This window comes from Paraburkholderia sp. CHISQ3, assembly GCF_030464945.1.
GTDB classification, from domain to species: domain Bacteria; phylum Pseudomonadota; class Gammaproteobacteria; order Burkholderiales; family Burkholderiaceae; genus Paraburkholderia; species Paraburkholderia megapolitana.
On the sequence record NZ_JALPRG010000001.1, the window covers coordinates 173,004 to 194,740 of the forward strand.

Consider the following 21,737-nt stretch of genomic DNA (forward strand, 5'->3'; position numbering starts at 1 on the left):
TCCTTGAATTCTTGAAAATAACCGGATGCGAAACTTACTTCTGCACCACAGCCATGATGTCTTCTTCGCGCATCACGAGCAGTTCGTTGCCGTCGACCTTGACGGTCTGGCCAGCGTACTTGCCGAACAGGACGCGGTCACCGACCTTCACGTCGAGCGCGATCTGTGCGCCCTTGTCGTCACGCTTGCCCGGGCCGACGGCCAGGATTTCGCCTTGATCCGGCTTTTCTGCTGCGGCTTCGGGGATCACGATGCCCGATGCGGTTTTCGTTTCCTGATCCAGACGCTTGACGATCACGCGATCGTGCAAAGGACGAAGGTTCATACACACTCCTCTCTTGATTGAGACTGAAGAACGCTGAGAAAACCCGGCTGGCGGGCCAACCGGCGATGTTGTTAGCACTCTCGTGCGGTGAGTGCCAATTATATGGACGAGGGATGACAAATTCAAGAAGTGGGTGAAGTTGGGGTGGCGAGAATCGCGTTACTTTGGATTTCGCTCGCTTGAAATTGCACCCTGCACCGTATCGAAACAGCAGGAATTCAATTAAATATCCTTTATAAACAGCAGGATGCTCTCCCCCCACTCCTACCCGACGTAACTCACTGGAGCCGACACCGGCCCCTCGCGCGCGCTGCCCCTATCTGAAGAACGCCCCATGACCAGGGAAATCCCCTAGTAAGCGAAAAAACGGCAAATCTGACCGGGTCCTTCGGCGGATAGCAGCTTCGATGGCGCGGTGCCGTCATGTTTCTGGGGCTATCGATAGCGGCCTGACGGCACCTTAGCGGGCGGGGACTTGAGTCATGGTCACGCCATCGGCAGGTTCACTATTTCGCAGTGCAGATCGATCTGACCTTATCTGGTTCGCGCGCCTATCTGGAACGCATACCATTCCGCGTCAACGCTCAGAGACCCGGTTTCGTTAGAAAGGAGCACGGTAAGCAGCCTCACGGCTCGCCGGCATACCCCCGGGAATGGCAGCACATCGCCGCCCGCCTAGCATGTGCCCCCAAAGGAGAAAATCATATGAAGCGCTTCGTTCTGAGTACCGCGGTTCTCGCAGCGACCTTGTGCAGTTTCTCGACGTTTGCCCAAACCGCACCGAAGAGTACCGGCGACAGACACCCCAACCTGCGTGTCGCGCAGGGTCTGGTCGCAGAGGCGAGTACGCGGATCAACGATGCACAGAAGGCCAATGAATGGGACCTCGGCGGACACGCCGGAAAGGCACGTGCGCTGCTTGTCGAGGCTAGCGACGAACTCAAGAAAGCAACAGAAGCCGCGAACGCCCATCCGAACTGAGCACTGCACAAGCGGACTTTCACAGCACGGGAGCAAGGAGGCGACGCTGGCCGCGCTGCGTCCTTGCTCTGCAGTGAAGCCGCGACAGGTATTTGCCGAGCGTGATCGACTTACGCGCGTAGCATCACCCGGCTTCCATCGCGAGTCGTAACGGGACAGGCAGTTCGATCTCGTCGCAGTTCGGTTGCACGCCGCCACGATCCACGACGACGAAATCGCTGACGCGATCGAGCGCGAGCAGCGGGTGATGCCACACGCCACGCGCGTAGTTCACGCCCTGCCAGCCGTCGCTCACGAACGCGCACATCCTTGCAACATCGAATTCGCCAGCGGGTGCCACCACGACGAGATAGCGAACATCCGCAAGCGGAACGAATGCCTGGCTGCCGTGCGGATGCCGCTCCATCATCGCGATCTCGATGGGCCATGCACGCGGTTGCGCGCGAAACAGGTTGATCAGCGGCCGGCCGCCGTCTGCGCAAACGTCGACGTTCGCGAGATCGTGATAGCGCTCGGTCGTTCCGCCGTTGATCGGAAAATGCCGCGCGCCCGCCAGTTCGATCACGTCGCCGAATGGCGCGAAAGCTTCGCGCGTCAGACGTTCTAGCCGTAATGTCTTCATCGATGCGTGCCCTTAGCCGAGCTCACCCCACAAACGCAGCCGCGACACGCCGCCATCCGGAAAGATGTTAAAGCGCACGTGCGTCACCGGCCCAAGCGCTGCAAGTTCCGCCGCGAACGTATGCACGTGGTCCATCTGCAGCTTCTGTTCGGCGAGCAGCACCGGCCAGAACATCGCCTGCGTCACCAGCGACTCGTCCGTGCCACCCACCACCGATGCCGCCTGCAACGAGCAGCGATCCGGAAAATTACCCTTGAAATGCGCGGTATCGACTTCGATCCGCCGGATCGTGCCCGGCCGCGCGAGCGCGACAATCGCCCAGTCGTTACCCGGTTCACGGCGGCGCCGCGTTTCCCAGCCGTCGCCCATATTGACGCCGCGCCCCGGCATCAGCATCTGCGACGCGGGCCCGAAATGCTGGTTGTTCGCGGCAACAAGATACGCACCGTTCTCGACGGCGGCGAGATCCACGAGACTGCCGCGCTCAATACTCTCCCATTCGCGTTTCGGCTGACCGTATACACGCAGACGCGCGAGTCCGCCATCCGGATACAGATTCACGCGCAGATGGGTGAAGGCGCGCGCATCGCTCACTTCGACGTAGTGATGCTGATTGCCCTGCAGCGTAGTCGCGGGCACGATGACGTGCCACTGTGCGTCCTCCGACGGCACGTCGTCGCCGGTATGGCACGCTTCGATCGATGCGGCAGGCGGGAAGTTGCCGGTGAAGTGGCTGGTATCCAGATCGACGCCATGCACGATGCCCGGGCGCGCGAGCCGGACCACGCAGTGGTCGTGTCCTGTGGTGCGCTTGCGGCGCGTCTCCCAGCCGTCCATCCACTTGCCGTGTTCGTCGTACTTGCCGGGGATGAACACCGCGGGCTGCGGGTCGAGCATGCGTTCCTTCGACGCGAAAAATTCGTCGCTGGCAAAGAGCGCCTTTGCACCGAGCCGTGGGTCGGCGAGGTTCATATAGCGACGCGTGAAGGCGGGCGCATTCGGATCGAGAGTGGGAGTTGCCATGATGGTGTCTATGGATGAGTGAAAAGGAGCGGGCCGTATTCGGCGAGCGTTATAGCGCCGGAACGTGCCGGCCCGCGAGCGGTTCGTTGTCCGGTGCGTCGCCAGCGGGCACGTAGCGTAGTTCAGGGTCCCGGTTCAGCACGCGGCGTGCGCGCACCGCGTCAATGTCGTTCTCCCACACCGCGACCACGACGGTCGCGACGCAGTTGCCGATCAGGTTGGTCAGCGCACGCGCAATCCCGACGAACCAGTCGACCGGCAGGATCAGGACCAAGCCGAGCACGGGAATCGCCGGAATCGCGGAGAGCGTCGCGGCAAGAATCACGATCGCCGAGCCAGGAATGCCATGCGCGCCCTTCGACGTCACCAGCGATACCAGTACCACCACGATCAGATCGTGAATGGAAAGCGGCGTGTTGGTCGCCTGCGCGATGAAGATCACCGCGAGCGTCAGATAGATCGAGAAGCCGTCGAGATTGAACGAATAACCGGTGGGGATGACGAGCCCGACCGTCGAGTCCTTCACGCCCATCCATTCGAGCTTGCGCATGATCTGCGGCAGCACGGCATCGGATGAAGCCGTACCGAGTACGATCGAGAGTTCCTCGCGCAGATAGCGGATCAGTTTGAAGACGCTGAAACCGGCCATGCGCATCACAACGCCGAGCACCACCGCGACGAACACGATGCAGCTCGCGTAGAAAACGATGACGAGCATGCCGAGCTGCTTCAGCGACGCGACACCATATGTCCCCGTCGTGAACGCGATCGCACCGAGCACGCCGAGCGGCGCGAGCTTGATGATGAAACCCATCACGCGGAAAAACACCTGTGCCAGCTCGTCGATCAGATGATTGACGCGCTGTGCTTTCGGACCGAGCAACGACAACGCCGAGCCGAACAGCACGGAAAACACGAGAATCTGCAGGATATCGCCCTTCGCGAACGCATCGATAGCCGTGTCGGGGATGATCTTCAGCAGAAAGGCCGCGGTATCTTTCAGGCTCTTCGCGTTTTCGGTGTAGGTCGCGAGTGACGCGGCGTCGAGCGAATGCAGATCTACGTTCATGCCGGCACCCGGTCGCGTCGCGTACGCGAGCACGGCGCCGATCAGCAGCGCGATAGTCGTCATCGCCTCGAAGTACACGACTGCCTTCAGACCGACCCGCCCCACTTTCTTCAGGTCACCGGCGTGCGCGATTCCGCTCACCACCACGCAGAACACGATCGGACCGATCACCATCTTGATGAGCTTCAGAAAACCGTCGCCGAGCGGCCGCAGCGATTGCGCGAAGTGAGGAAACAGCGCGCCGATTACGATCCCCGCCACAAGCGCGATCACCACCCGGCCAAACAGTGAATTGAAAAACTTCAACACGGCCTTCTCCCGGTTTCGGATCCATCTGTTCATACTGGTCTGACCAGACCCGTTATGCTGGATAGTAGAAAGCCGATATAGTCGAGTCAAGGATGAAAAACACCGTGTTTACCCAGGGTACTGCGCATCGCAGCTCTTTTTGCGGCGATGCGCAACGGGCTTGCGGGAAATGCGCACTACAATACTGGTCAGACCAGTAAAGGCCATCGAGATGATGAGAAACGTCCCGCACACCGTGACCGACGCCGCCGTCGCAAGGATCCGAGAACGGATCGAGGCCGGCGTGTATCCGGTCGACAGCCTGTTGCCTGCGCAGCGTCAGCTGTCCGAGGAACTGGAGATCAGCCGCGCGTCGTTGCGCGAAGCGCTGACGGCGCTCGAAGCGCTTGGGCTACTGACAATCCGGCCCGGCAAAGGGGTGTACGTGCAAAGCACGCAGGTGTCGAACGCGCACACGTGGCGTTTCGCACAGCAGTCGTCGCCGCCGGACACCTATCAGATGCGCTTTGCGCTCGAAGGCTTCGCCGCGCGGATGGCGGCACTCGCGATCAGCGACGCCGACATCGAATGGCTCGAAGAGAATCTCGCCGCGCTACAGGTTGCGCTGTCGAACAACGAGCTCGACGAAGCAGCCCAGCTCGATTTCGACTTCCACATGCGCATCGTCGCGATTGCCGGCAATGCGTCTATCGAATCGATTCTGCGCAGCAGCGCCGACATCATGAAGGAAAGCCAACGCATGCCGTTCTACCGGCGCGAACTCGTGCTCTCGACGTTCCACGAGCATCGCGAGATTCTGGACACGCTAAAGGCCCGCGACGGCGCCGCTGCGGGTCAGGCGATCGAGACGCACATCAAGAATGCGGCGCAGCGCGCTGGCGTGTATTTTCCGACGCCGCAGACGTAGGTTGAACAAACATGTGAACACGCACAATGCGAATTTCCGTCTTAAGCGTCCAGCTAGCGGCGACGTAGACGTCGCTCTCGTAAAACGCGCATCGGGTAGTAGGAACGCATCGACGCCTGGCCCGGAACGCGGGTACGGGTTGGCGGTGTCGATGTCGATGCCCTGCTCTCGCATCGGAACGAACCGTTTATGCGCTCCCCGCTTTATGAAGCGCATCACCAATCTGCCGCAGCGCTTCGATAAGCGAGTCGACTTCGGTGGTTTGCGCAATCTGCCGGGTCGCCACGCCATAGCCGTAGCCCGTCTCCAGATGTTTGACCAGTTCCGAAACGGGCAAGACTCCATTGCAGTCGAGCGCCTTCGCGAGAGCGAGATAGCCCCACATTACTGCCATCACTTCACCAGATCGATCGTTCACGGGGCGTTTCCTTTATCTTGCTTGCAGGCATGACTTCACGGTGAGCAGACCAGTCAAGGATGGTCTCCCGGCGATTCGATATTCGTCGAACCTACCCCGCTTGCCGGAGCAGGAACGGGAGTCGCTAGCTTTGGCGCCGCCTGCTGACGACGCATCTGATCCAGGTTGAACAGATTCATGGCGGGCGAGCCGCCCTCGGCAGGACCGAGCGGCATCGGCGGAACGACCGGATCGTCCTTGTCCTTGATCAGGTTGTTGTCCGACTTGTACGCGCCCTGCACACCCTGGATGTAGTCGTAACGGTTCTGCGTCACCGCCCGCGCAGTCGCGCTGTCGTTGATGATCACCGGACGCAGGAACACCAGCAGATTGGTCTTCGAGCGGGTCTTCGATTCCGAGCGGAACAGCTGGCCGACCCACGGAATGTCGCCTAGCAGCGGCACCTTGCTGTTGCTGACCGCGTAGCTGTCCTGCATCAGGCCACCGAGCACGATGATCTCGCCATCGTCGGCAAGCACCGTCGACTGGATCGAGCGCTTGTTGAACGTCGGACCGTTCGGATTGCTCGTCGGATCGGTCGTGCCGCTCACAACCGACGAGTCTTCAGTCGCAAGCTGCAACTTGAGGATCCCGCCGTCGGTGATCTGCGGTTTGATATCGAGCGTCAGGCCGACGTCCACGCGATCGACCGTGTTGAACGCCGAGGCTGTGCTACCGCTGGTGAGATTCGAATACGACCCGGTGGTGATCGGCACATTCTGGCCAACCACAATCTTGGCTTCTTCGTTGTCGAGCGTGACGAGGTTAGGGGTGGACAGCACATTGACGTCGCTGGACTGGGACAGTGCCTGCAACAACGCCCCGAGCCCCTGGACGCCGAGAAAGTTGTGCACCCAACCGACGTTGAGCCCCTGAGACAGGCTCCCCAACGACGACGCAAGACCACCGGTGGTCGCCGTTGCCGCGGCCGACGTCAGATTGATGATGCTGTTGGTGCCGCTCGCCGAGAGATTGGTGCCGGCAACGAGAGAGTTGTTGCCGATCTGCCACTGGATCCCGAGGTCGGCATTGTTGTTCGCCGCCAGTTCGACGATCAGCGCTTCGATGTACACCTGTGGACGCCGCGCGTCGAGCTGGTCGATCACTGCCCGCAGGTTGCGGTACACCGCGTCCGGCGCCGTGATGATCAGCGAGTTGGTGGCCGCATCGGCCTGGATCATGCCACCCTGCTGGTTGTCGTCACCCTTGTCCTTGTCGCCGCCAAGCAGCCCCGCGGCAGCCGTGCCGCCGCCGGTGGTCGAACTCGATGAGCCACTCGATGAAGACGACGAGCTACTCAGCCCCGAAGGCAGCGGCGGCGTGCCCGACGTTCCTGTCGAGAAACTGCCGCCGCCCGACGACGAGTTGCCGTTCTGATTAAACGAGTTCGCATCGTTGGAACTGGCCGACGAACCGCTGTCGCCGCCCTTGCCCAGCATGCCGTGCAAGGTCTTCGCGAGTTTCACTGCATCCGCGTTGCGCAACGGTACGACGTGAATGTTGCCGGGCTGCGCGGTCGGCGCATCGAGCTTTTTTGCGAGCAGCTCCGCTGCATTGAGCCGCGCCGCATTCGACGCGCGCAATAGCAGCGAGTTAGTGCGGACGTCGGCCGTGACGGAAACCTTCAACGTCGTATCCGTGCTACCGATCGCACCCGGATCGAGCATCTTCGACAGCGACTGTGCGGTGTCGAGTGCGTTCGCGTTATGCAGCGGTACAACATCCATCTGCTGACCCGCTGCCGAATCTATGCCCGCGATGATCTGCGCGATACGTCGCACGTTATCCGCATAGTCGGTCACGACGAGCGTGTTGTTCGCAGGATAGGCGGCTACCGTATTGTTCGGCGAGATCAACGGTCGCAGCACGGGCAACAGATTGTTAGCCGATTCGTTCTTCAGTTGGAACACCTGCGTGATCACCTGGTCGCCGCGTGCAGCAGGCACATTACCGACATAAGTCGGTACCCCCTGCAGCTTCGCATCGGCTTCCGGCAACACCTTCAATACGCCGTGATCCTGAACCAGAGAGAACCCTTGCATCCGCAACGCGGATTGCAATGTCTTGAGTGCCTGCTCTTCAGGCACCGGGTTTTCCGAAACGAGATTGAGTTGACCCTTCACGCGTGGATCGACAATGATCGTTTTACCAGTCGCCGCACCAATTGCTTTCGCCACCTGGTCAATGTCGGCGTTGACGAAATTGAGTGTCACCTGTGCGTGTCCGCTTTGCGCGGTAATCAGACCAGCTACGAACAACATCGAGGACAGGCCGCACAATATCTTACGATTTCTTCTCATGGGTGTAATGTCGATGCCTGCAAAAGTGCTTCAAAGTGTCATATATCGCTCGCTCCCCGACGATCTGAAATTCTTAAAATTAATTACGTATTTGTTAGTTCTACTGCAATCTCCGTGTATACAAATTTTGCATGCGCTCCATCCCAAGTCAATCGATTAAGTTGAATGGGTAAGATCTTGGAATAAGTGATCGTTCTATGAGCAGACGAGGAGATCCCACGCCTCACATTCGAGCGTAGGTTGAGCGTCAGTTATGAAACGATTCGGCGCTGGTGCGATAGGCTCGACGCCGTTCGCGAGCGCCGCACACGTGAGGGTGATGGGGCATAGTCAACTAGAATGCGCCATGGCCTTACTCCTCAGCCTGCTGGCAGGCATCCTGTTTGTCACGATCGCGCTCGCTCTGCCTGGTCTGAGGCAATGGCGCGCGGCGAGACTGCTGCGTGCCCAGCAGCGGGCCTATAACAGGCAATTTCTGGCGACCCTTCCGCCCGAACGTATGGCGCGACACAAAGCGCACCTGGAGGCGCAGAAAAAAGCGGATCGCGCAGGCAACCGAGCGCTGCAGCTCACCTATTTACTCCAAGGCGCTGCTTGCCTCAGTTACTTCTACGTCTTCTTCTGGCTCGACGATCTCGCGGCACGTCTCATCACCTCTCGTGCCCAGGAGCTTCGCATCATGCGCATTTTGTTGCTGGAGTGCGCCCTCATGTTGCTGGCCGGAATCCTCTGGCTCCAGCTCAAAAATCGCAAACCACGCTCTTTCGTGGATCGCCTGAAACGTATCGGCATCGACTGCTTTGGGATGCTGCCGGTGATCTTCTTCACCGGGATTCCGCTCTATTCCGCGACGTGCGTCGTCCTTTTCCATGTGGCCACAAAACCTGAGACCATTGCCGGCACCGTGACTCGCGCCGGGCTGCGTCACGTCGGCAAAGTCACCAACGCTTACTACGCCGACATCGCCCCGCTAGACGGAAGCGACGAAGTCACCGCCAGATCCTACCGGTCGATTCACTCGTGGCTCACGGGCTATACGGTCCTTGTCAACCGCGAGTGCGCCATTCAGGACCTTCCCGTAGGGCTCCCGGTCGTTCTCCACGGCCGTCGTTCCGAGTTCGGGTTCGCTCTCGACGAAATCACCTCCACCGCGCCTTGCAGTCACGGTGGAGGATCATGACAGGGAGCAGGTACAGGCTCGCTTGACAATGCGGTGCGGTGAAGCGCATCAGCATCAATTGGCAACGACATTCAAATATGCCGTCGATACCGTAATGGCTACAGCGAGGCAGCCTGCTGCGCTATGTACTCTCTCATCCAGATCTGCGCGGGATGATGGTCGCTGCGACGATGCCAGATGAGGTCGAACACTATCTCCGGCAATGCAACCGGCGGAGGAAACAACACCAGGTTGCGGCTGGCCGGCGAACTCAGCGCGACCCGCTTCATCACGGTAGCGGCCATGCTCGTGCGCGCTACGACCCCGGGCACCGCAAACATGTGCGGCAACGTAAGTGCGAGACGACGCTTCTTGCCTTGCTGCGCCAGAACCTGATCAACAAGACCATGCCGGTCTCCTTCCGGAGACGCAAGCACATGCGATAGCGCCAGGTAGGCTTTCATGCTCATCGCTCGGCGCGCCGACGAATGGCGCCTGGCGATGATCGTCACGAATTCGTCACGCAGGATGGGGCGTGTCTTGATTCGCCCGTCTGAACGCGTTGGCGGCACGCCGATAGCGGCATCGATGGTCCCCGCATCCAGCAGATCAACCGCATGATCCCGGTCGCTAAATGCATGTACGGTGATCGTGATACCGGGCGCCTCTTGCTCAAGCGACTGCAGTAAAGAAGGTAACAAGACAAACGCCGGGTACTCCGACATGCCAAGGCTGAAAGTCAACGATGCACTTTCGGGCAAGAACTCGGGCTTGCTCACGAGTGTGGCCTCGATCTCGCGCAGGGCGTGCGCGATCGGCCCGGCCAGATCACGCGCACGTGGCGTCGGCCGCAGCCCGTCCGCACCGCGGAGAAAAAGCGGATCGCCCAGCAGTTTGCGCAGCCTCGACAGGGCTGCGCTCATCGCCGGCTGGCTGACGCCGACCTGGACCGCCGCGCGGGTCACGTTCAGCTCGCCCATCAAGGCATCGAATGCGACGAGCAGGTTCAGATCGATTCCGTGAAAATCCATAAAACGAATAGAGATATATATCGGTTATTTGTTGGACGGATTTTAACGCAGTTCGCACAATGGGCTCTCCTCTCACCCAATCGATGACAACACCATGAACGCATCAGGTACCGACCTCTCTACACGGCTCCGCATGGAACGCGCTGCGGTGGAAACCCTTTATCGCGCATTCAGCGAGAAGAATCCCGATCTCGTCGACGAAGTGCTCGCTTCCGACTGGGACGACATTCCGCTCGCGCCCGGTCAGCAGCCGGGACCCGAGGGCATCAAAGTCATTATTCGCAGTTTCACGCAGGCGTTTCCCGATCTTCAGATCGCGATTCACGACATGATCCAGGAGCCCGGCAGGATTGGCGTTCGCGCCGAGATCAGCGGTACCCATCGCGGCGAAATATTCGGCATCGCATCGACGGGGAAGGAAGTGAAGTTCCGCCTTCATGAGTTTCATACACTCGACGGAAAGCACATCACCACCACGTGGCATATGGAAGACTGGTTCGCCCTGTTCCTTCAGCTTGGCCAATTCCCTTCGCAAGCCTGATCAAACTATTTTCTGGAACGAACTATGAAGACAGTCTTCATCAACGCGTTCGGTGGCCCGGACGTCGTCACGCCTGGCGAAGCCACTCTACGCGACCCGCAACCCCACGAAGTTGTTGTCCGTGTCGAAGCCGCGAGCGTTAACCCGCTCGACCTGAAGATCATCGCTGGCTACATGCAGCAGGTATTTCCCGTCCCGTTTCCGTATACACCTGGTACGGATTTCAGCGGCGTGGTCCAGGCTGCTGGCGATCAGGTGACCGGTTTCACACCGGGTGGTCGTGTAGTTGGCCGCACTGCGCCAGGCGCAGGCGGCGCATTTGCGAAGGCACTCGTAGTCTCTGCCGCCCAGCTGTGCCTCATCCCAATGGAGATGAGCTTCGAGCAGGCAGCGGCTCTACCTACCGCTTTCGGCACGGCCAGCCAGAGTCTTTTCGACATCGGTCAGTTGCAACCGAGGCAACGGGTACTGATTCATGCCGCGGCCGGTGGAGTAGGTAGCATGGCGGTCCAACTGGCCCATCACGCGGGTGCCTACGTCGTTGCGACAGCCTCGGGCCGCAACGTGGAGCTGGTCAAGAGTCTCGGTGCGAACGAGGTCATCGACTATCGCACGCAGGATTTCACGACGATACGCGACATCGATCTTGTACTCGACACCATCGGTGGCGAGACGCTGGAAAGGTCGTGGTCGGTACTCGCTGCGGGCGGACGTATCGCGACTCTGGTGGAGTTCGGGATTCAAGCCAGAAACGGTCATGCAGGCGAGTCCGTGTTCTTTGCGGAAGCAGCTTCGTATCTGCGGGACGCCGTGCGCCTGTTCGAGGCGGACCAGCTACAGATCATTGTCGACTCGGTTTTTCCGTTTGACGAAGCGCGTTCCGCGCTAGAGAAGGTGGCCACCGGACACGCGCGTGGCAAGGTACTGATCGGGGTGAGCAACTAGCGGACGCCGTACGAATGGGCGCCATCGTTGGTTCCAGGCGACACGGATACAAGATAGCGGCCGGCCAGCCTGGTGTAAAGCGTGGAGGCCGGCCGCTCTTTTACCCCTTAGTCCTGCCACGCGTGAGACTGGAACAGTTCTTCCAGCGGCGGCTGCGTGACGCTCGCCGTGTAATTCGTCATCGTCGATGCGGCGACCACGAGAATCACATCGAGTACACGCGATGCTTCGAAGCCTGCTGCGGTAAACGCAGCAACGTCCTCATCACTGACACGGCCGCGCTTTTCAATCAGCGTTCGTGCAAGGCGTGACAGGGCGGCGAGTTTGTCGTCCTGCGGCAGTCGACGCTCACGGATAGCCTGCACGTCGACCTCGCTCAAACCTTCCTTGAGTGCGAGAAACGAGTGGAAAGCGACCGGCCACGTTGCGGCATTTGTCACCGCATTGGTCAGCAGCAGCGTCTGAACTTCCGCTTCCGTGAAGATGCCGCTGTGCGCCTGCTGGAACACCGCGACCAGCCCGTTGATCAACCTCGGTGACCCAGCAATCGCGCCGGCGATGTTAGGCACCATGCCGAATGCCTGAGCGAGACCATTCAGCGCGGGCTTCGATTGTTCGGGCGCGGAGTCGAGCGCGTAGATGGGAAATTGAGTCATGACGTTTCCTTGAAAGTTGGGTGTGTCGATGAGAATCATCAAACGACACGCACACTTTAGTGAGCCACGTCAGGCTCAACAATTACGCGCGAGGTAATAGCCGCCCTTACTGCGCATGCTGCAATTACCGGGGGAGGCATCATGATTACATCGCAGGTAATGGACATGCGATAGCGTCTTCTCCAACATAGCTTCTCAAGGAACACACGCCCCGAAACATTGATTCGACCAGGACGCAGAGGTAACCACCATGCCTATTCCATTAGACATCCCCCTGAAAATCGGCGCCCTCATCTTCCCGAACATGGATCAGTGCGACTTCACCGGTCCGTTCGAGGCACTCGCACGCGTGCCGAACTCGACGTTCTTCACGATCTGGAAAGAGATAGAACCGGTGCGCGATCTTGCCGGCATGAAGCTGCTGCCCGACACGACAATCGACGAAGCACCGCAGCTCGATGTGCTGCTCGTGCCCGGCGGGCACGGCCAGGAAACCCTGATGCGCGACGAAGCCGTGCTGTCGTTCATCCGCCGGCAGGCCGCCGGCGCACGCTACGTGTATTCGGTCTGTACCGGTGCGCTGCTATACGGCGCAGCGGGGCTGTTGCAAGGAAAGCGTGCTACGACGCACTGGACCGCCATGAACGTACTGCCGCTGTACGGTGCGATTCCGAGTGACGAGCGTGTGGTGATCGACGGTCAGTTCATCAGCGCCGGTGGCGTGACCTCCGGCATCGACGGCTCGTTGATCGTCGTGTCGCTGCTGCGTGGCGAGACGATTGCTCAGGAGCTTCAGCTGTATATGGCTTACGATCCGAAGCCGCCGTTTCAGGCGGGGTCACCCGCCACGGCGCCGGCAGCGGTTCTCGATACTGTCACGGAGCGAGCGCGGGGCATTACCGAACAGCGCCTCGCAACGGGCCGAGCGTATCGGGCTCGTATGAAAAACGCCTGAGATCAACTCGCCGCAGCGTTCCCGGCGCTCGTTCGCGTCATATCGATGCCGCGCCGTTCAGGGCTAAACAGAATCAGCACAGCGATAACTACCGCGACGATTCCAGTGACGAGTGCCAGCGCCAAACCGTAGTTGCCACCGTGATTCACCGCGATTTGCGCCTGCAGCGCGGCGTTCCCGCTCGCCAGCAGATTACCGAGCTGGTAGACGAAACCGGGGAACGTCGCGCGGACTTCCTCGGGAGAAATTTCGTTCAGGTGAACCGGTATCACGCTCCATGCGCCCTGCTCGAAGATCTGCATCAGGACCGCCCCGATAGCGAGTGCAACCGCGCCACTCGAGAACGCCCACAGCGGCAATACCGGCAGCGCCATCAGCGCCGCGATGAAAATCGCCCGACGGCGACCGATCTTTTCCGATCCCCAACCGAAAGCAAGACCTCCGGCGATCGCACCGAGGTTCAGCGCGATCGAGATCCAGGTCACCGTATGCGGATCGAAATGATGCTGCTCACGCAGAAACGTGGGGTACATGTCCTGCGTACCGTGCGAGAAGAAATTGAACGCGGTCATCAGCACGACCGCGTAGATCGACAGCTTCCAGTTGTGCTTGAGTGTCGACATGAGGCTCGGGCGCGGCCGCTTGGCCATCTGCTTCCAGCCTGGCGACTCCGGCACGTTCGAGCGCACATAGAGGACCAGCAACGCAGGCAATACGCCGACCATGAACATGCCGCGCCAGCCGATGTGTTGATACAAAACACCAAACACAACGGATGCAAGCAGATAACCGCTCGGATAGCCGGCCTGCAAGATACCCGACACGAGGCCGCGCGAACGGGTCGGCACGGTTTCCATTGTCAGTGCTGAGCCCACGCCCCATTCGCCGCCCATCGCGACCCCGAACAACGCACGAAGCACGAGCAGCGCGGTCAGGCTCGGTGCGAAGCCAGAAGCAAATTCCAGCAACGAGAAGCACGCGACATTGATCATCAGTGTGGGACGTCGGCCGAAGCGGTCCGCGAGGTAACCGAAGATCAGGGCACCGATCGGCCGCATCGCGAGCGTCAGCGTCACCGCCAACGCGACCGCCGGGATGCCGGTATTGAATTCCGTCGCGATGTCCTTGAGGACGAACACCATCAGGAAGAAATCGAAGGCATCGAGCGTCCAGCCGAGGTAGGCTGCGATCGTCACATTGCGCTGTTCGCGGGTCCAGCTCATGTCAGTCGTCTCCAGGGGTATTTTCTTCGAACGGTTTGCAGCAGGTTGTTGTGCGCTCACGCACGACATTGCGGCTGCGTGATGTCATACCGCGCCGGTCGAAGCCAACCGGCATTCAGATCATATGCATGTGTTTCTTGAGGCGGGACCGGGATGACGGTCAGTCCTGCAGCGGACGACGAGCGCGCTGTTGACGTAAAGCGCGTGCTCCCGCGTATTGAATCGGGCAGCGCAGTTTCCAGAATCGGGGGACGTCAGTCCAACAAGAAAACAAATAGGCTGTGATCAGTTTTTTCTATCGCTCGCGGCCGGGATCGCGAGCAAGCCGGCTCGATGATGTTCACGCAGGCAACATTCCGTTGTCGCGCTTCGCCTGTTCCGTAGCTAGCGATGCGATAAAACGCAGAAAGCGTTCTACGTCGGCCACGTGCGCCGCGGGCGTGGCGTGCGCGGCAACGCCCACGCCTGTCCCTCGGCGAACCAGTCGCGCACGAACTCGAGAAACGTGCGCACGCGCGACGGCAGATGTCGACGGCTCGGATACATCGCATAGATGTCCAGTTCGGTCGGCGATGAATGAGGCAGCACGATGCGTAGCGCACCGCGTTGCAGATGATCGTCGACCATGTAGCGCGGGTGCATCGAAATACCGTGCCCGAGGATTGCCGCACGCAGCAATGCCTCGCCGAAGTTCGCACGCACGCGGCCGCGTGCGCGCACCGAGCCGCTGCCGTTCGCATCGCCGAACATCCACACCCCGTTCGGCGATTTGTTGATGTTGACAAGGCAGTCGTGCTGTTGCAGGTCTTCAATGCTCTGCGGTTCGCCTCGCTGTTCGAGATAGGCGGGCGACGCGACCAGCACCTGCGGCACCCGCGCGAGTTTCAACGCCACGTAGCTCGTGTCCTTGAGCGCAGGCGCGATGCGGATTGTCAGATCGAGCCGTTCGGCGACCAGGTCGGCGCTGCCGTCGTCGAGATACAGCAGGACCTGCATGTCCGGATAGCGTTCGGCAAACGCCGTCACCACCGGCACGAGATGATACGCGCCGAACGACGGCGGTGTGCCCACGCGCAGGATGCCGCGCGTTTCCCCGACGGTGTTGCGCATCTGCGCCTCGATCCCGGACATCTGCTCGAGCATGCGCTGCCCGCTTTCGAGCAGTGCGAGTCCGGCCTCGGTAAGACTCACGCTCTTGGTAGTCCGGGTGAGAAGTTGCGCGCCAAGGCGTTCCTCGAGCCACGCAACATGCTTCGTTACGTTGCCCTTCGACATGCCAAGATGCTGCGCGGCGGCGGAAAAGCTCGCCGTGTGCGCGACCTCGATGAACACTTCGATACAGCGCAAGCGATCCATAAGCGAGGGTTCCGCGCAGAGTGAACGGCATCATTCACAATCAGGTCTTGACGGCGAAACTTCCAATAAAACTGAGCGCCGCTGCAAGCATCATGTAGAACGCCGGCGACAAGGATGAATGCGTCACTGAAATCATCAACGTGATGAAAAACGCCGCGAAGCCGCCAAACACCGTGACCGACAGATTGTAAGACACCGAAATACCCGTCGACAGTACGCGCGATGGAAACAGTTCAGCAAGCGCCGCAAGGAGCGGCCCCGTATAGCAGGCACTGAAAATTCCCGCCAGCACGGAGAACGCAGTCAATGCGGCGAGCGTCGGTGTGTGCAGGATGTACGAGAACATCGGATATGCGGTGACGAAGATGACGGCCGCGGACCCCATCAGGAATCGCCGATGCCCCCAGCGGTCGGATAACCGCCCGACGACCGGCGACAGCACCATGAATACACTGCCACCTATCGTGACCGACAGAAACGCGAGTTTCTGTGGTTGATGCAGTTCGGTGACGACGTAGGTCGGCATGTAGTGCATGTACACGTAAGTGCATGTCGTCCATAGCGCAACCAGTGCGAAGCTCGCAAACGTCTGCATCGGAAATGCGCGCAAGACCTCGACGAAAGGTGACGCGGAGCGCGCTTCTTGCTGCGGCCCACGAGGACTCTCTTCGATGCGGTTGCGAATATAGAACCCGACTGGACCGATGACCACACCGAAAAGAAACGGAATCCGCCAACCCCATGCATACAGCTGGTCGTGTGTGAGCACGATCGTTGCGATTGCACCGATCAGCGTGCCGAGCACGATGTTGAGTGCGATGCTCGACTGGATCCAGCTCGTATAGAACGCACGCTGACCTGGCGGCGCATATTCGACGAGGAAGGCGCTCGCGCTGCCCATTTCGCCGCCCGCCGAAAAGCCTTGCAATAGCCGCGCGAATATCAACATCGACGGTCCAAACCAGCCCGCTACGCGATATGGCGGCGCAAGTCCGATCAGCGCGGTGCCGAACGCCATCATCAGCACCGACAGCGACAGTGCCGGCTTGCGACCCACCTTGTCTGCGTAGATGCCGAACACGACCGCGCCAAGCGGTCGCATGATGAACGCGGCGCCGTACACGCCGACCGTCAGGAGCAGCGAGCTAAGTGGATTGCCGGTCGGGAAGAATTGCGTCGACAGAATGACCGCAAACGCCGTGTAGACCGTGAAATCGAACCATTCGAGGCCGTTGCCGATCGTCGTCGCAATGATTGCGCGGCGTCGCTGTACGGCACTGGGTTCGGCGGGCGTCTGTATATCGGACGCGTTGGCGTGTGAGGGGATTCGCGCGACGTCGCTCATGCTCGTGTACTGCCCGCGAATGTCGATACGCGCACCGTGGAATAGCAGCGCGCCCTCCGGATGTCAGGCATGGTGTCGTCCTCCATGTGCTGCATGGCAGCGTCGATGTCGCACGTCGGCGCATCGGGTGGTTGGGTTATGGATCACCATTCTAGAAGGTCAAACGGCAGTACCCGCACCGGAAAGACGAAACAGGTTGTTTCCACATTGGAAACGCAAAGACGGTCGAGACACGCCTGAATTGCAGTAATGTTTTGCCAACAGCGCTGCACCGATCGAACCACGTTTGTTCCTAGTCTGGAAACAAGGCGGTGCAAATCTAAGGCTTACCGACAGCAAGGAGAATCCGTGTCGCCGTCAATCGAAGTACAGCACGTCGTGCCTTCGGCAACCGAACTCGCGCACACGCTCACGCAATTCTTCCTGCATCTTGATCGCTCCAATTACGCGGCGCTGCTCGCACTTACCCACGCGCACTTCCGCTGGCATCGGCAAGGCAAGATGCTCGACGGCCACGACGACGTGCACGCCGCACTCAACCAGCGCGCCGTGACGCAACGCGTTGCCCACGTGATCACCAACGTCGCGGTCGAAGACGAACAGCCCGGCAACACCACGCTCGGCGCATACATGACCGCCTATCGCTTCGACGATGGCCGGCCACTCGAAGGCCCCGCGACCATCGCCGGCCCGCTGCGCCTCTCGCGCGTCACTACACGCTTCGAAGCCGGCGACCGGAACAACGCCGGCTGGCGTATCGCCGAGCAGGTCATTGCACCGCTCTTCCAGTTCGGCACGACCGACGCGCATTGATGCCACCACCATCGCTCGCGCGCTTACGTTCCTTTTTGCATCGACTCGGGACATCGACATGAGAATCACACACAGCGGTCAGACACTCGGCGCCCGTATCGACGATCTCGACTTGTCGCAGCCACTCGATGACACGACCTTTGCGACGCTTCAGCAGGCGCTCGGCCAGTGCGGTGTGCTCTGGTATCCGCACCAGCAACTCGAAGCCATCGATCTGAAGCGCTTCGCCGAACGCTTCGGTACGCTCGAAGTGAACGTTGCGAACAGCTATCAGGAACCGGGCATCCCCGAGGTGATGGTCCTGTCGAACATCGTGCGCGACGGCAAGCCGTTGGGGCTTGCCGATGCCGGTCAGAGCTGGCACACCGACATGTCGTACAGCAGCACGATCGCGTTCACGAACATCCTGTACGGCATCCAGATTCCACAGCGCAATGGCCGCTCGCTCGGCAATACCGAGTTCTGCAACATGCACGCCGCCTACGACGATCTGCCGAACCACATCAAGACGCGGCTTGCATCGATGACGATCACACACGACTTCAACAAGTTCTGGGAAATGATGCGTCGTGAGCGCGGTAGTACGCGAGCGCCGCTGACCGATGCGCAACGCGCGGCCAAACCGCCTGTTCGTCATCCGGTGTTTCTCACGCATCCGTTGACCGGACACAAGGTACTGTATGCGAATCCCGGTTACGCAATGCGTATCAACGAGTTGTCCGAAGACGAAAGCGAAGACATGCTTGCGTTCCTGTTCGAGCATCAGACGCAGCCGCGTTACCGCTATGCGCACGACTGGAAAGTCGGCGACGTGCTGATGTGGGACAACATCGGCACGATCCACAACGCGGTCGCCGACTATCGCGCGGACGAGCCGCGTCTCATCAAGCGCTGCCAGGTGATGGCCGATCGTGTATTCGGAGCGCTCGCATGAAGCTCGTCACCTATCGAACGCGCGACCAGGAGATCGCATGTGGCGCGGTGCTCGATGGTCGTATCGTCAACCTCGACGACTGGATCGCGACCGTATCGCCCGGCGAAGCGAGTCGTGCGCGCAGTCTCGTCACCGGCGCCCCGCTCGCCGGGCGCGGCCTGCTGCGCTGGCTGCAGGGCGGTACAGCGGCGTATGAAGCACTCGCGCGTCATCTCGACACACTTTCCGCTCGCACGGGCATCGCGATTGACGACGTGCAGCTGTACGCGCCCGTGCCGAACCCGGGCAAGATCGTCGCGATTGGCCGCAACTACGCCGATCATGCGAAGGAAACCGGCGTCGCCCCATTCGAGAAGCCGCGCATCATCAGCAAGTTCGCCTCTTCGGTGCGCGGACATCGCGCGGCAATCGAACGACCTCCTGGCATCGCGAAGCTCGACTTCGAAGTCGAGCTCGCAGTCATCATCGGCGAGCCCGCGTATCGCGTGTCGCGCGAACAGGCGAGACGGCACATCGCGGGCTACATGGTCCTCAACGATCTCAGTGCACGCGAGTTTCAGTTCGACGTGAATCCCGCACAGACGACCTACGCCAAGAGCGGCGACGGATTCGCGCCGATGGGCCCGTGGCTCGTCACGCCCGACGAAATCGACGACCCTTGTGCGCTGGACCTCACGCTACATCTGAACGGCGAACAGATGCAGCACGGCAACACCCGCGACTTGCTGTTTCCGGTGGACGTGCTGATCGAATACCTCTCGCAGTACTGCGTGCTCGAAGCCGGCGACGTGCTCGCAACCGGCACACCGTCGGGCATCGGTGCGTTCCGCTCTCCTCCGCGCTTTCTGCAGCCCGGCGACGCATTGCGGCTTGAAGTCGCTCAGGTCGGTGTGCTTGAGCACACGATCGTATGACACGACACACCTCGCGCTGCGCCGACGCCTTTTCGATCGAGGCGCTGCGTGCGCTCGCCCGACGCCGTTTGCCACGTGCGGTATTCGACTTCTTCGATGGCGGCGCCGAAGACGAACGGGCGTTACGCGCGAACCGTGAAGCGTTCGGTAAGCACGTGCTGATGCCGCGCGTGCTGCGTGACGTCAACGCACCGTCGCTCGACACATCGATACTCGGCGCCCCCTCAGCGCTGCCGTTAGCGATCGCGCCCACGGGCGCAGTCGGCTTCGGCTGGCGCGGTGGCGATATCGCGATTGCCAGCGCCGCCGCGCGGCACGATATCCCCTATGCGCTGTCGACGTCGGCAACCGCATCGATCGAAGAGATCGCCCAGGTCGCGAAACGCCGTTGGTTTCAGGCGTACATCCTGAAGGACCGTGCGGCGACGCTGGCTTTGATCGAGCGTGCCGCCGCGAGCGGCTATGAAGCGCTGATGATCACCGTCGATCTGCCGGTGGGCGGAAAACGCGAGCGCGACCTGCGCAACCACTTCTCGATACCGTTTCGCTACACCGCGCGCAATCTGCTCGACTTCGCCTCACGGCCCGCATGGTCGATACCGATGCTCGTGCGTGGCGTACCGCAGATGCCGAACCTGCAATGCATCGCCGCGAAGCAAAGTGGCGCGACGTCGCTCGCGTCGTCGGTTGGACGCAGCTACGACCCTTCATTCGACTGGCGCGATCTCGCTGAGATTCGCCGCATGTGGCAGGGCAAACTGATCGTCAAAGGCATCGTGCATCCCGACGATGCACGCCGCGCTGTCGATCTCGGTGTGGACGCGATTGTCGTATCGAATCACGGTGGTCGTCAGCTTGACGTGGGACCCGCGACACTGGATGCACTGCCGGGTGTCGTCGCAGCGGCCGGTACACGCGTCGATGTCCTGGTCGACGGTGGCATTCGTCGCGGCTCGGACATCGTGATCGCACTGGCGCTTGGAGCAAAAGCGGTGCTGGTCGGTCGCGCCACCCTGTACGGTGCATGCGCAGGCGGTGAAGCGGGAGCCATGCGGGCGCTCGATATTCTTACCGATGAACTGCGGCGAACGTTGCAGCTATGCGGTATCGAACGCCTTGCGGACGTTGGTCCGGAGTTGCTTGCGTGACGCGAGCTCGGCACTAGCCGGGCTTGCCGGCCCATTGCGGCAAGTATTTACGGCTTGATCCGCCGTCGGCATTTGTCGTTCTGCGGTCACGCTATCGTCATGACCCGTGCAGTCATCGGCGTCCGTGTTGAAACGGCTCACTTCTGGTTTGACTTTTTATGCTGGTAATCTCTGTTTGCCAACACTCAAATGGAGAACAATATGACGTCATCGAATACAAGAAAGCTGGCAGTTCTGCTCACCTCGGGCGCATTGATGCTGGGTCTCGCCGGGCTCGCGCAAGCCCAGGCCAGCGACAGTGCCGCCACCGACAGCACGTCCGCCTCGGCCCCTGCTACAAAAGCGCAGCAAAGAGCACAGAAAAAAGCAGCGCGAAAGGCGGCCCGCAAGCAGGCTCGTGCGAAGAATTCTGCCGAACTGAAAAAGCTGGAGAGCAACGGATACAACCCGGCCCAGAACGATCCGAACTATCCGCAGAACCTGCAAAACGCTGAGAAAAAGGCAAACGCAGCTCAAGCAGCGAGTCAATAACGCATCCCGGCAGCAACCGAACCGATGAACTGGGAGTGGCGCCATCGCGCCACTCCCAGGGAAATCCCTTAATACATAATCAGAAAACATAGACCGGGCACCATACCGGGTCGCACAACCGTGTCCGTCGAGCAAGTAGCGGCAGACCTATAGCTGACCTTTATGTTCCGCATTATTCTGGCAAGGCCGCAGA

22 protein-coding genes are annotated in these 21,737 nt (G+C 60.4%); 11 read left to right on the plus strand and 11 right to left on the minus strand.

The features are described from left to right. Positions 1-34 precede the first annotated feature (34 nt). Entirely contained in the window at positions 35-325 is a 291-nt protein-coding gene (gene groES, locus M0D65_RS00800) for a co-chaperone GroES (RefSeq protein WP_007178996.1), read from the minus strand. 705 nt (positions 326-1,030) lie between these two features. Between groES and M0D65_RS00805 the strand changes: the two genes are divergently transcribed. After that, on the plus strand, positions 1,031-1,306 hold the full coding sequence (locus M0D65_RS00805; protein WP_091010634.1) for a hypothetical protein: 276 nt from the start codon (positions 1,031-1,033) through the stop codon (positions 1,304-1,306). A 124-nt stretch (positions 1,307-1,430) separates the two neighbouring features. On the opposite strand, the gene M0D65_RS00810 is transcribed toward M0D65_RS00805, so the two are convergent. From M0D65_RS00810 to M0D65_RS00820, 3 genes are read right to left on the minus strand one after another with little or no spacing between them, the layout of a single operon-like run. Next, positions 1,431-1,928, minus strand: coding sequence for an ureidoglycolate lyase (locus tag M0D65_RS00810; RefSeq protein WP_266250385.1), 498 nt, complete (start codon positions 1,926-1,928; stop codon positions 1,431-1,433). 12 nt (positions 1,929-1,940) lie between these two features. Beyond that, complete coding sequence (gene alc / locus M0D65_RS00815) at positions 1,941-2,951, minus strand: allantoicase (RefSeq protein ID WP_266250387.1); 1,011 nt, start codon at positions 2,949-2,951, stop codon at positions 1,941-1,943. A 49-nt stretch (positions 2,952-3,000) separates the two neighbouring features. Continuing rightward, a complete protein-coding gene (locus M0D65_RS00820) occupies positions 3,001-4,329 on the minus strand; it encodes a C4-dicarboxylate transporter DctA (RefSeq protein ID WP_266250389.1) in 1,329 nt (442 codons plus the stop codon). Between the two features lie 214 nt (positions 4,330-4,543). Here M0D65_RS00820 and M0D65_RS00825 point away from each other — a divergent pair, with 214 nt between their 5' ends. Beyond that, positions 4,544-5,236: a FadR/GntR family transcriptional regulator gene (locus M0D65_RS00825; RefSeq protein WP_266251165.1), complete on the plus strand. Its 693-nt coding sequence runs from the start codon at positions 4,544-4,546 to the stop codon at positions 5,234-5,236. A gap of 187 nt (positions 5,237-5,423) precedes the next feature. On the opposite strand, the gene M0D65_RS00830 is transcribed toward M0D65_RS00825, so the two are convergent. Both M0D65_RS00830 and gspD read right to left on the minus strand, forming a co-directional pair. Continuing rightward, on the minus strand, positions 5,424-5,654 hold the full coding sequence (locus tag M0D65_RS00830) for a hypothetical protein (protein ID WP_266250390.1): 231 nt from the start codon (positions 5,652-5,654) through the stop codon (positions 5,424-5,426). 53 nt (positions 5,655-5,707) lie between these two features. Beyond that, positions 5,708-7,993, minus strand: coding sequence for a type II secretion system secretin GspD (gspD, locus tag M0D65_RS00835; protein WP_266250391.1), 2,286 nt, complete (start codon positions 7,991-7,993; stop codon positions 5,708-5,710). Positions 7,994-8,339: 346 nt separating this feature from the next. Here gspD and M0D65_RS00840 point away from each other — a divergent pair, with 346 nt between their 5' ends. Further along, positions 8,340-9,173 carry a hypothetical protein gene (locus M0D65_RS00840; protein WP_266250393.1) on the plus strand — a complete coding sequence of 278 codons (834 nt, stop codon included), beginning with the start codon at positions 8,340-8,342 and terminating at the stop codon, positions 9,171-9,173. A 98-nt stretch (positions 9,174-9,271) separates the two neighbouring features. Here the strand turns inward: M0D65_RS00840 and M0D65_RS00845 are convergent, their stop codons facing one another. After that, on the minus strand, positions 9,272-10,183 hold the full coding sequence (locus M0D65_RS00845; RefSeq protein ID WP_091010625.1) for a LysR family transcriptional regulator: 912 nt from the start codon (positions 10,181-10,183) through the stop codon (positions 9,272-9,274). A 94-nt stretch (positions 10,184-10,277) separates the two neighbouring features. Between M0D65_RS00845 and M0D65_RS00850 the strand changes: the two genes are divergently transcribed. Beyond that, on the plus strand, positions 10,278-10,724 hold the full coding sequence (locus M0D65_RS00850; RefSeq protein WP_266250395.1) for an ester cyclase: 447 nt from the start codon (positions 10,278-10,280) through the stop codon (positions 10,722-10,724). A 24-nt stretch (positions 10,725-10,748) separates the two neighbouring features. Then, complete coding sequence (locus tag M0D65_RS00855; RefSeq protein WP_266250397.1) at positions 10,749-11,669, plus strand: NADP-dependent oxidoreductase; 921 nt, start codon at positions 10,749-10,751, stop codon at positions 11,667-11,669. Positions 11,670-11,776: 107 nt separating this feature from the next. Here M0D65_RS00855 and M0D65_RS00860 read toward each other — a convergent pair whose 3' ends face one another. Continuing rightward, positions 11,777-12,325, minus strand: coding sequence for a carboxymuconolactone decarboxylase family protein (locus M0D65_RS00860; protein WP_266250399.1), 549 nt, complete (start codon positions 12,323-12,325; stop codon positions 11,777-11,779). Between the two features lie 250 nt (positions 12,326-12,575). Here M0D65_RS00860 and M0D65_RS00865 point away from each other — a divergent pair, with 250 nt between their 5' ends. Further along, complete coding sequence (locus tag M0D65_RS00865; protein WP_266250401.1) at positions 12,576-13,280, plus strand: DJ-1/PfpI family protein; 705 nt, start codon at positions 12,576-12,578, stop codon at positions 13,278-13,280. A gap of 2 nt (positions 13,281-13,282) precedes the next feature. On the opposite strand, the gene M0D65_RS00870 is transcribed toward M0D65_RS00865, so the two are convergent. The 3 genes from M0D65_RS00870 to M0D65_RS00880 all read right to left on the minus strand — a co-directional run bounded on the left by M0D65_RS00870 (position 13,283) and on the right by M0D65_RS00880 (position 17,204). Continuing rightward, positions 13,283-14,503: an MFS transporter gene (locus M0D65_RS00870; protein ID WP_266250403.1), complete on the minus strand. Its 1,221-nt coding sequence runs from the start codon at positions 14,501-14,503 to the stop codon at positions 13,283-13,285. Positions 14,504-14,917: 414 nt separating this feature from the next. Then, complete coding sequence (locus tag M0D65_RS00875) at positions 14,918-15,859, minus strand: LysR family transcriptional regulator (protein WP_266250405.1); 942 nt, start codon at positions 15,857-15,859, stop codon at positions 14,918-14,920. A gap of 40 nt (positions 15,860-15,899) precedes the next feature. Beyond that, positions 15,900-17,204 carry an MFS transporter gene (locus M0D65_RS00880; RefSeq protein WP_266250407.1) on the minus strand — a complete coding sequence of 435 codons (1,305 nt, stop codon included), beginning with the start codon at positions 17,202-17,204 and terminating at the stop codon, positions 15,900-15,902. 348 nt (positions 17,205-17,552) lie between these two features. Between M0D65_RS00880 and M0D65_RS00885 the strand changes: the two genes are divergently transcribed. From M0D65_RS00885 to M0D65_RS00905, 5 genes are all read left to right on the plus strand, one after another. After that, complete coding sequence (locus M0D65_RS00885; protein ID WP_266250409.1) at positions 17,553-18,017, plus strand: hypothetical protein; 465 nt, start codon at positions 17,553-17,555, stop codon at positions 18,015-18,017. Positions 18,018-18,075: 58 nt separating this feature from the next. Continuing rightward, positions 18,076-18,951, plus strand: a complete 876-nt coding sequence (locus tag M0D65_RS00890; RefSeq protein WP_266250410.1) for a TauD/TfdA family dioxygenase — start codon at positions 18,076-18,078, stop codon at positions 18,949-18,951. Then, complete coding sequence (locus tag M0D65_RS00895; RefSeq protein ID WP_266250411.1) at positions 18,948-19,865, plus strand: fumarylacetoacetate hydrolase family protein; 918 nt, start codon at positions 18,948-18,950, stop codon at positions 19,863-19,865. The genes M0D65_RS00890 and M0D65_RS00895 overlap by 4 nt, the downstream gene beginning before the upstream one ends. Then, positions 19,862-21,013, plus strand: a complete 1,152-nt coding sequence (locus M0D65_RS00900) for an alpha-hydroxy acid oxidase (RefSeq protein ID WP_266250413.1) — start codon at positions 19,862-19,864, stop codon at positions 21,011-21,013. The genes M0D65_RS00895 and M0D65_RS00900 overlap by 4 nt, the downstream gene beginning before the upstream one ends. Positions 21,014-21,214: 201 nt before the next feature. Beyond that, entirely contained in the window at positions 21,215-21,544 is a 330-nt protein-coding gene (locus M0D65_RS00905; RefSeq protein WP_091010610.1) for a hypothetical protein, read from the plus strand. The last annotated feature ends 193 nt before the right edge of the window (positions 21,545-21,737 follow it).

Excerpts from the sequence above, each read along its gene's own strand:
- M0D65_RS00810 (WP_266250385.1), bottom strand. The coding sequence starts at position 1,928 with ATGAAGACATTACGGCTAGAACGTCTGACGCGCGAAGCTTTCGCGCCA.
- M0D65_RS00845 (WP_091010625.1), bottom strand. The coding sequence starts at position 10,183 with ATGGATTTTCACGGAATCGATCTGAACCTGCTCGTCGCATTCGATGCC.
- M0D65_RS00900 (WP_266250413.1), top strand. The coding sequence starts at position 19,862 with ATGACACGACACACCTCGCGCTGCGCCGACGCCTTTTCGATCGAGGCG.
- M0D65_RS00870 (WP_266250403.1), bottom strand. The coding sequence starts at position 14,503 with ATGAGCTGGACCCGCGAACAGCGCAATGTGACGATCGCAGCCTACCTC.
- M0D65_RS00840 (WP_266250393.1), top strand. The coding sequence starts at position 8,340 with ATGGCCTTACTCCTCAGCCTGCTGGCAGGCATCCTGTTTGTCACGATC.
- M0D65_RS00850 (WP_266250395.1), top strand. The coding sequence starts at position 10,278 with ATGAACGCATCAGGTACCGACCTCTCTACACGGCTCCGCATGGAACGC.
- M0D65_RS00875 (WP_266250405.1), bottom strand. The coding sequence starts at position 15,859 with ATGGATCGCTTGCGCTGTATCGAAGTGTTCATCGAGGTCGCGCACACG.
- M0D65_RS00880 (WP_266250407.1), bottom strand. The coding sequence starts at position 17,204 with ATGAGCGACGTCGCGCGAATCCCCTCACACGCCAACGCGTCCGATATA.
- groES (WP_007178996.1), bottom strand. The coding sequence starts at position 325 with ATGAACCTTCGTCCTTTGCACGATCGCGTGATCGTCAAGCGTCTGGAT.
- M0D65_RS00855 (WP_266250397.1), top strand. The coding sequence starts at position 10,749 with ATGAAGACAGTCTTCATCAACGCGTTCGGTGGCCCGGACGTCGTCACG.
- M0D65_RS00895 (WP_266250411.1), top strand. The coding sequence starts at position 18,948 with ATGAAGCTCGTCACCTATCGAACGCGCGACCAGGAGATCGCATGTGGC.
- M0D65_RS00860 (WP_266250399.1), bottom strand. The coding sequence starts at position 12,325 with ATGACTCAATTTCCCATCTACGCGCTCGACTCCGCGCCCGAACAATCG.
- M0D65_RS00825 (WP_266251165.1), top strand. The coding sequence starts at position 4,544 with ATGAGAAACGTCCCGCACACCGTGACCGACGCCGCCGTCGCAAGGATC.
- alc (WP_266250387.1), bottom strand. The coding sequence starts at position 2,951 with ATGGCAACTCCCACTCTCGATCCGAATGCGCCCGCCTTCACGCGTCGC.
- M0D65_RS00890 (WP_266250410.1), top strand. The coding sequence starts at position 18,076 with ATGAGAATCACACACAGCGGTCAGACACTCGGCGCCCGTATCGACGAT.
- M0D65_RS00805 (WP_091010634.1), top strand. The coding sequence starts at position 1,031 with ATGAAGCGCTTCGTTCTGAGTACCGCGGTTCTCGCAGCGACCTTGTGC.
- M0D65_RS00905 (WP_091010610.1), top strand. The coding sequence starts at position 21,215 with ATGACGTCATCGAATACAAGAAAGCTGGCAGTTCTGCTCACCTCGGGC.
- gspD (WP_266250391.1), bottom strand. The coding sequence starts at position 7,993 with ATGAGAAGAAATCGTAAGATATTGTGCGGCCTGTCCTCGATGTTGTTC.
- M0D65_RS00865 (WP_266250401.1), top strand. The coding sequence starts at position 12,576 with ATGCCTATTCCATTAGACATCCCCCTGAAAATCGGCGCCCTCATCTTC.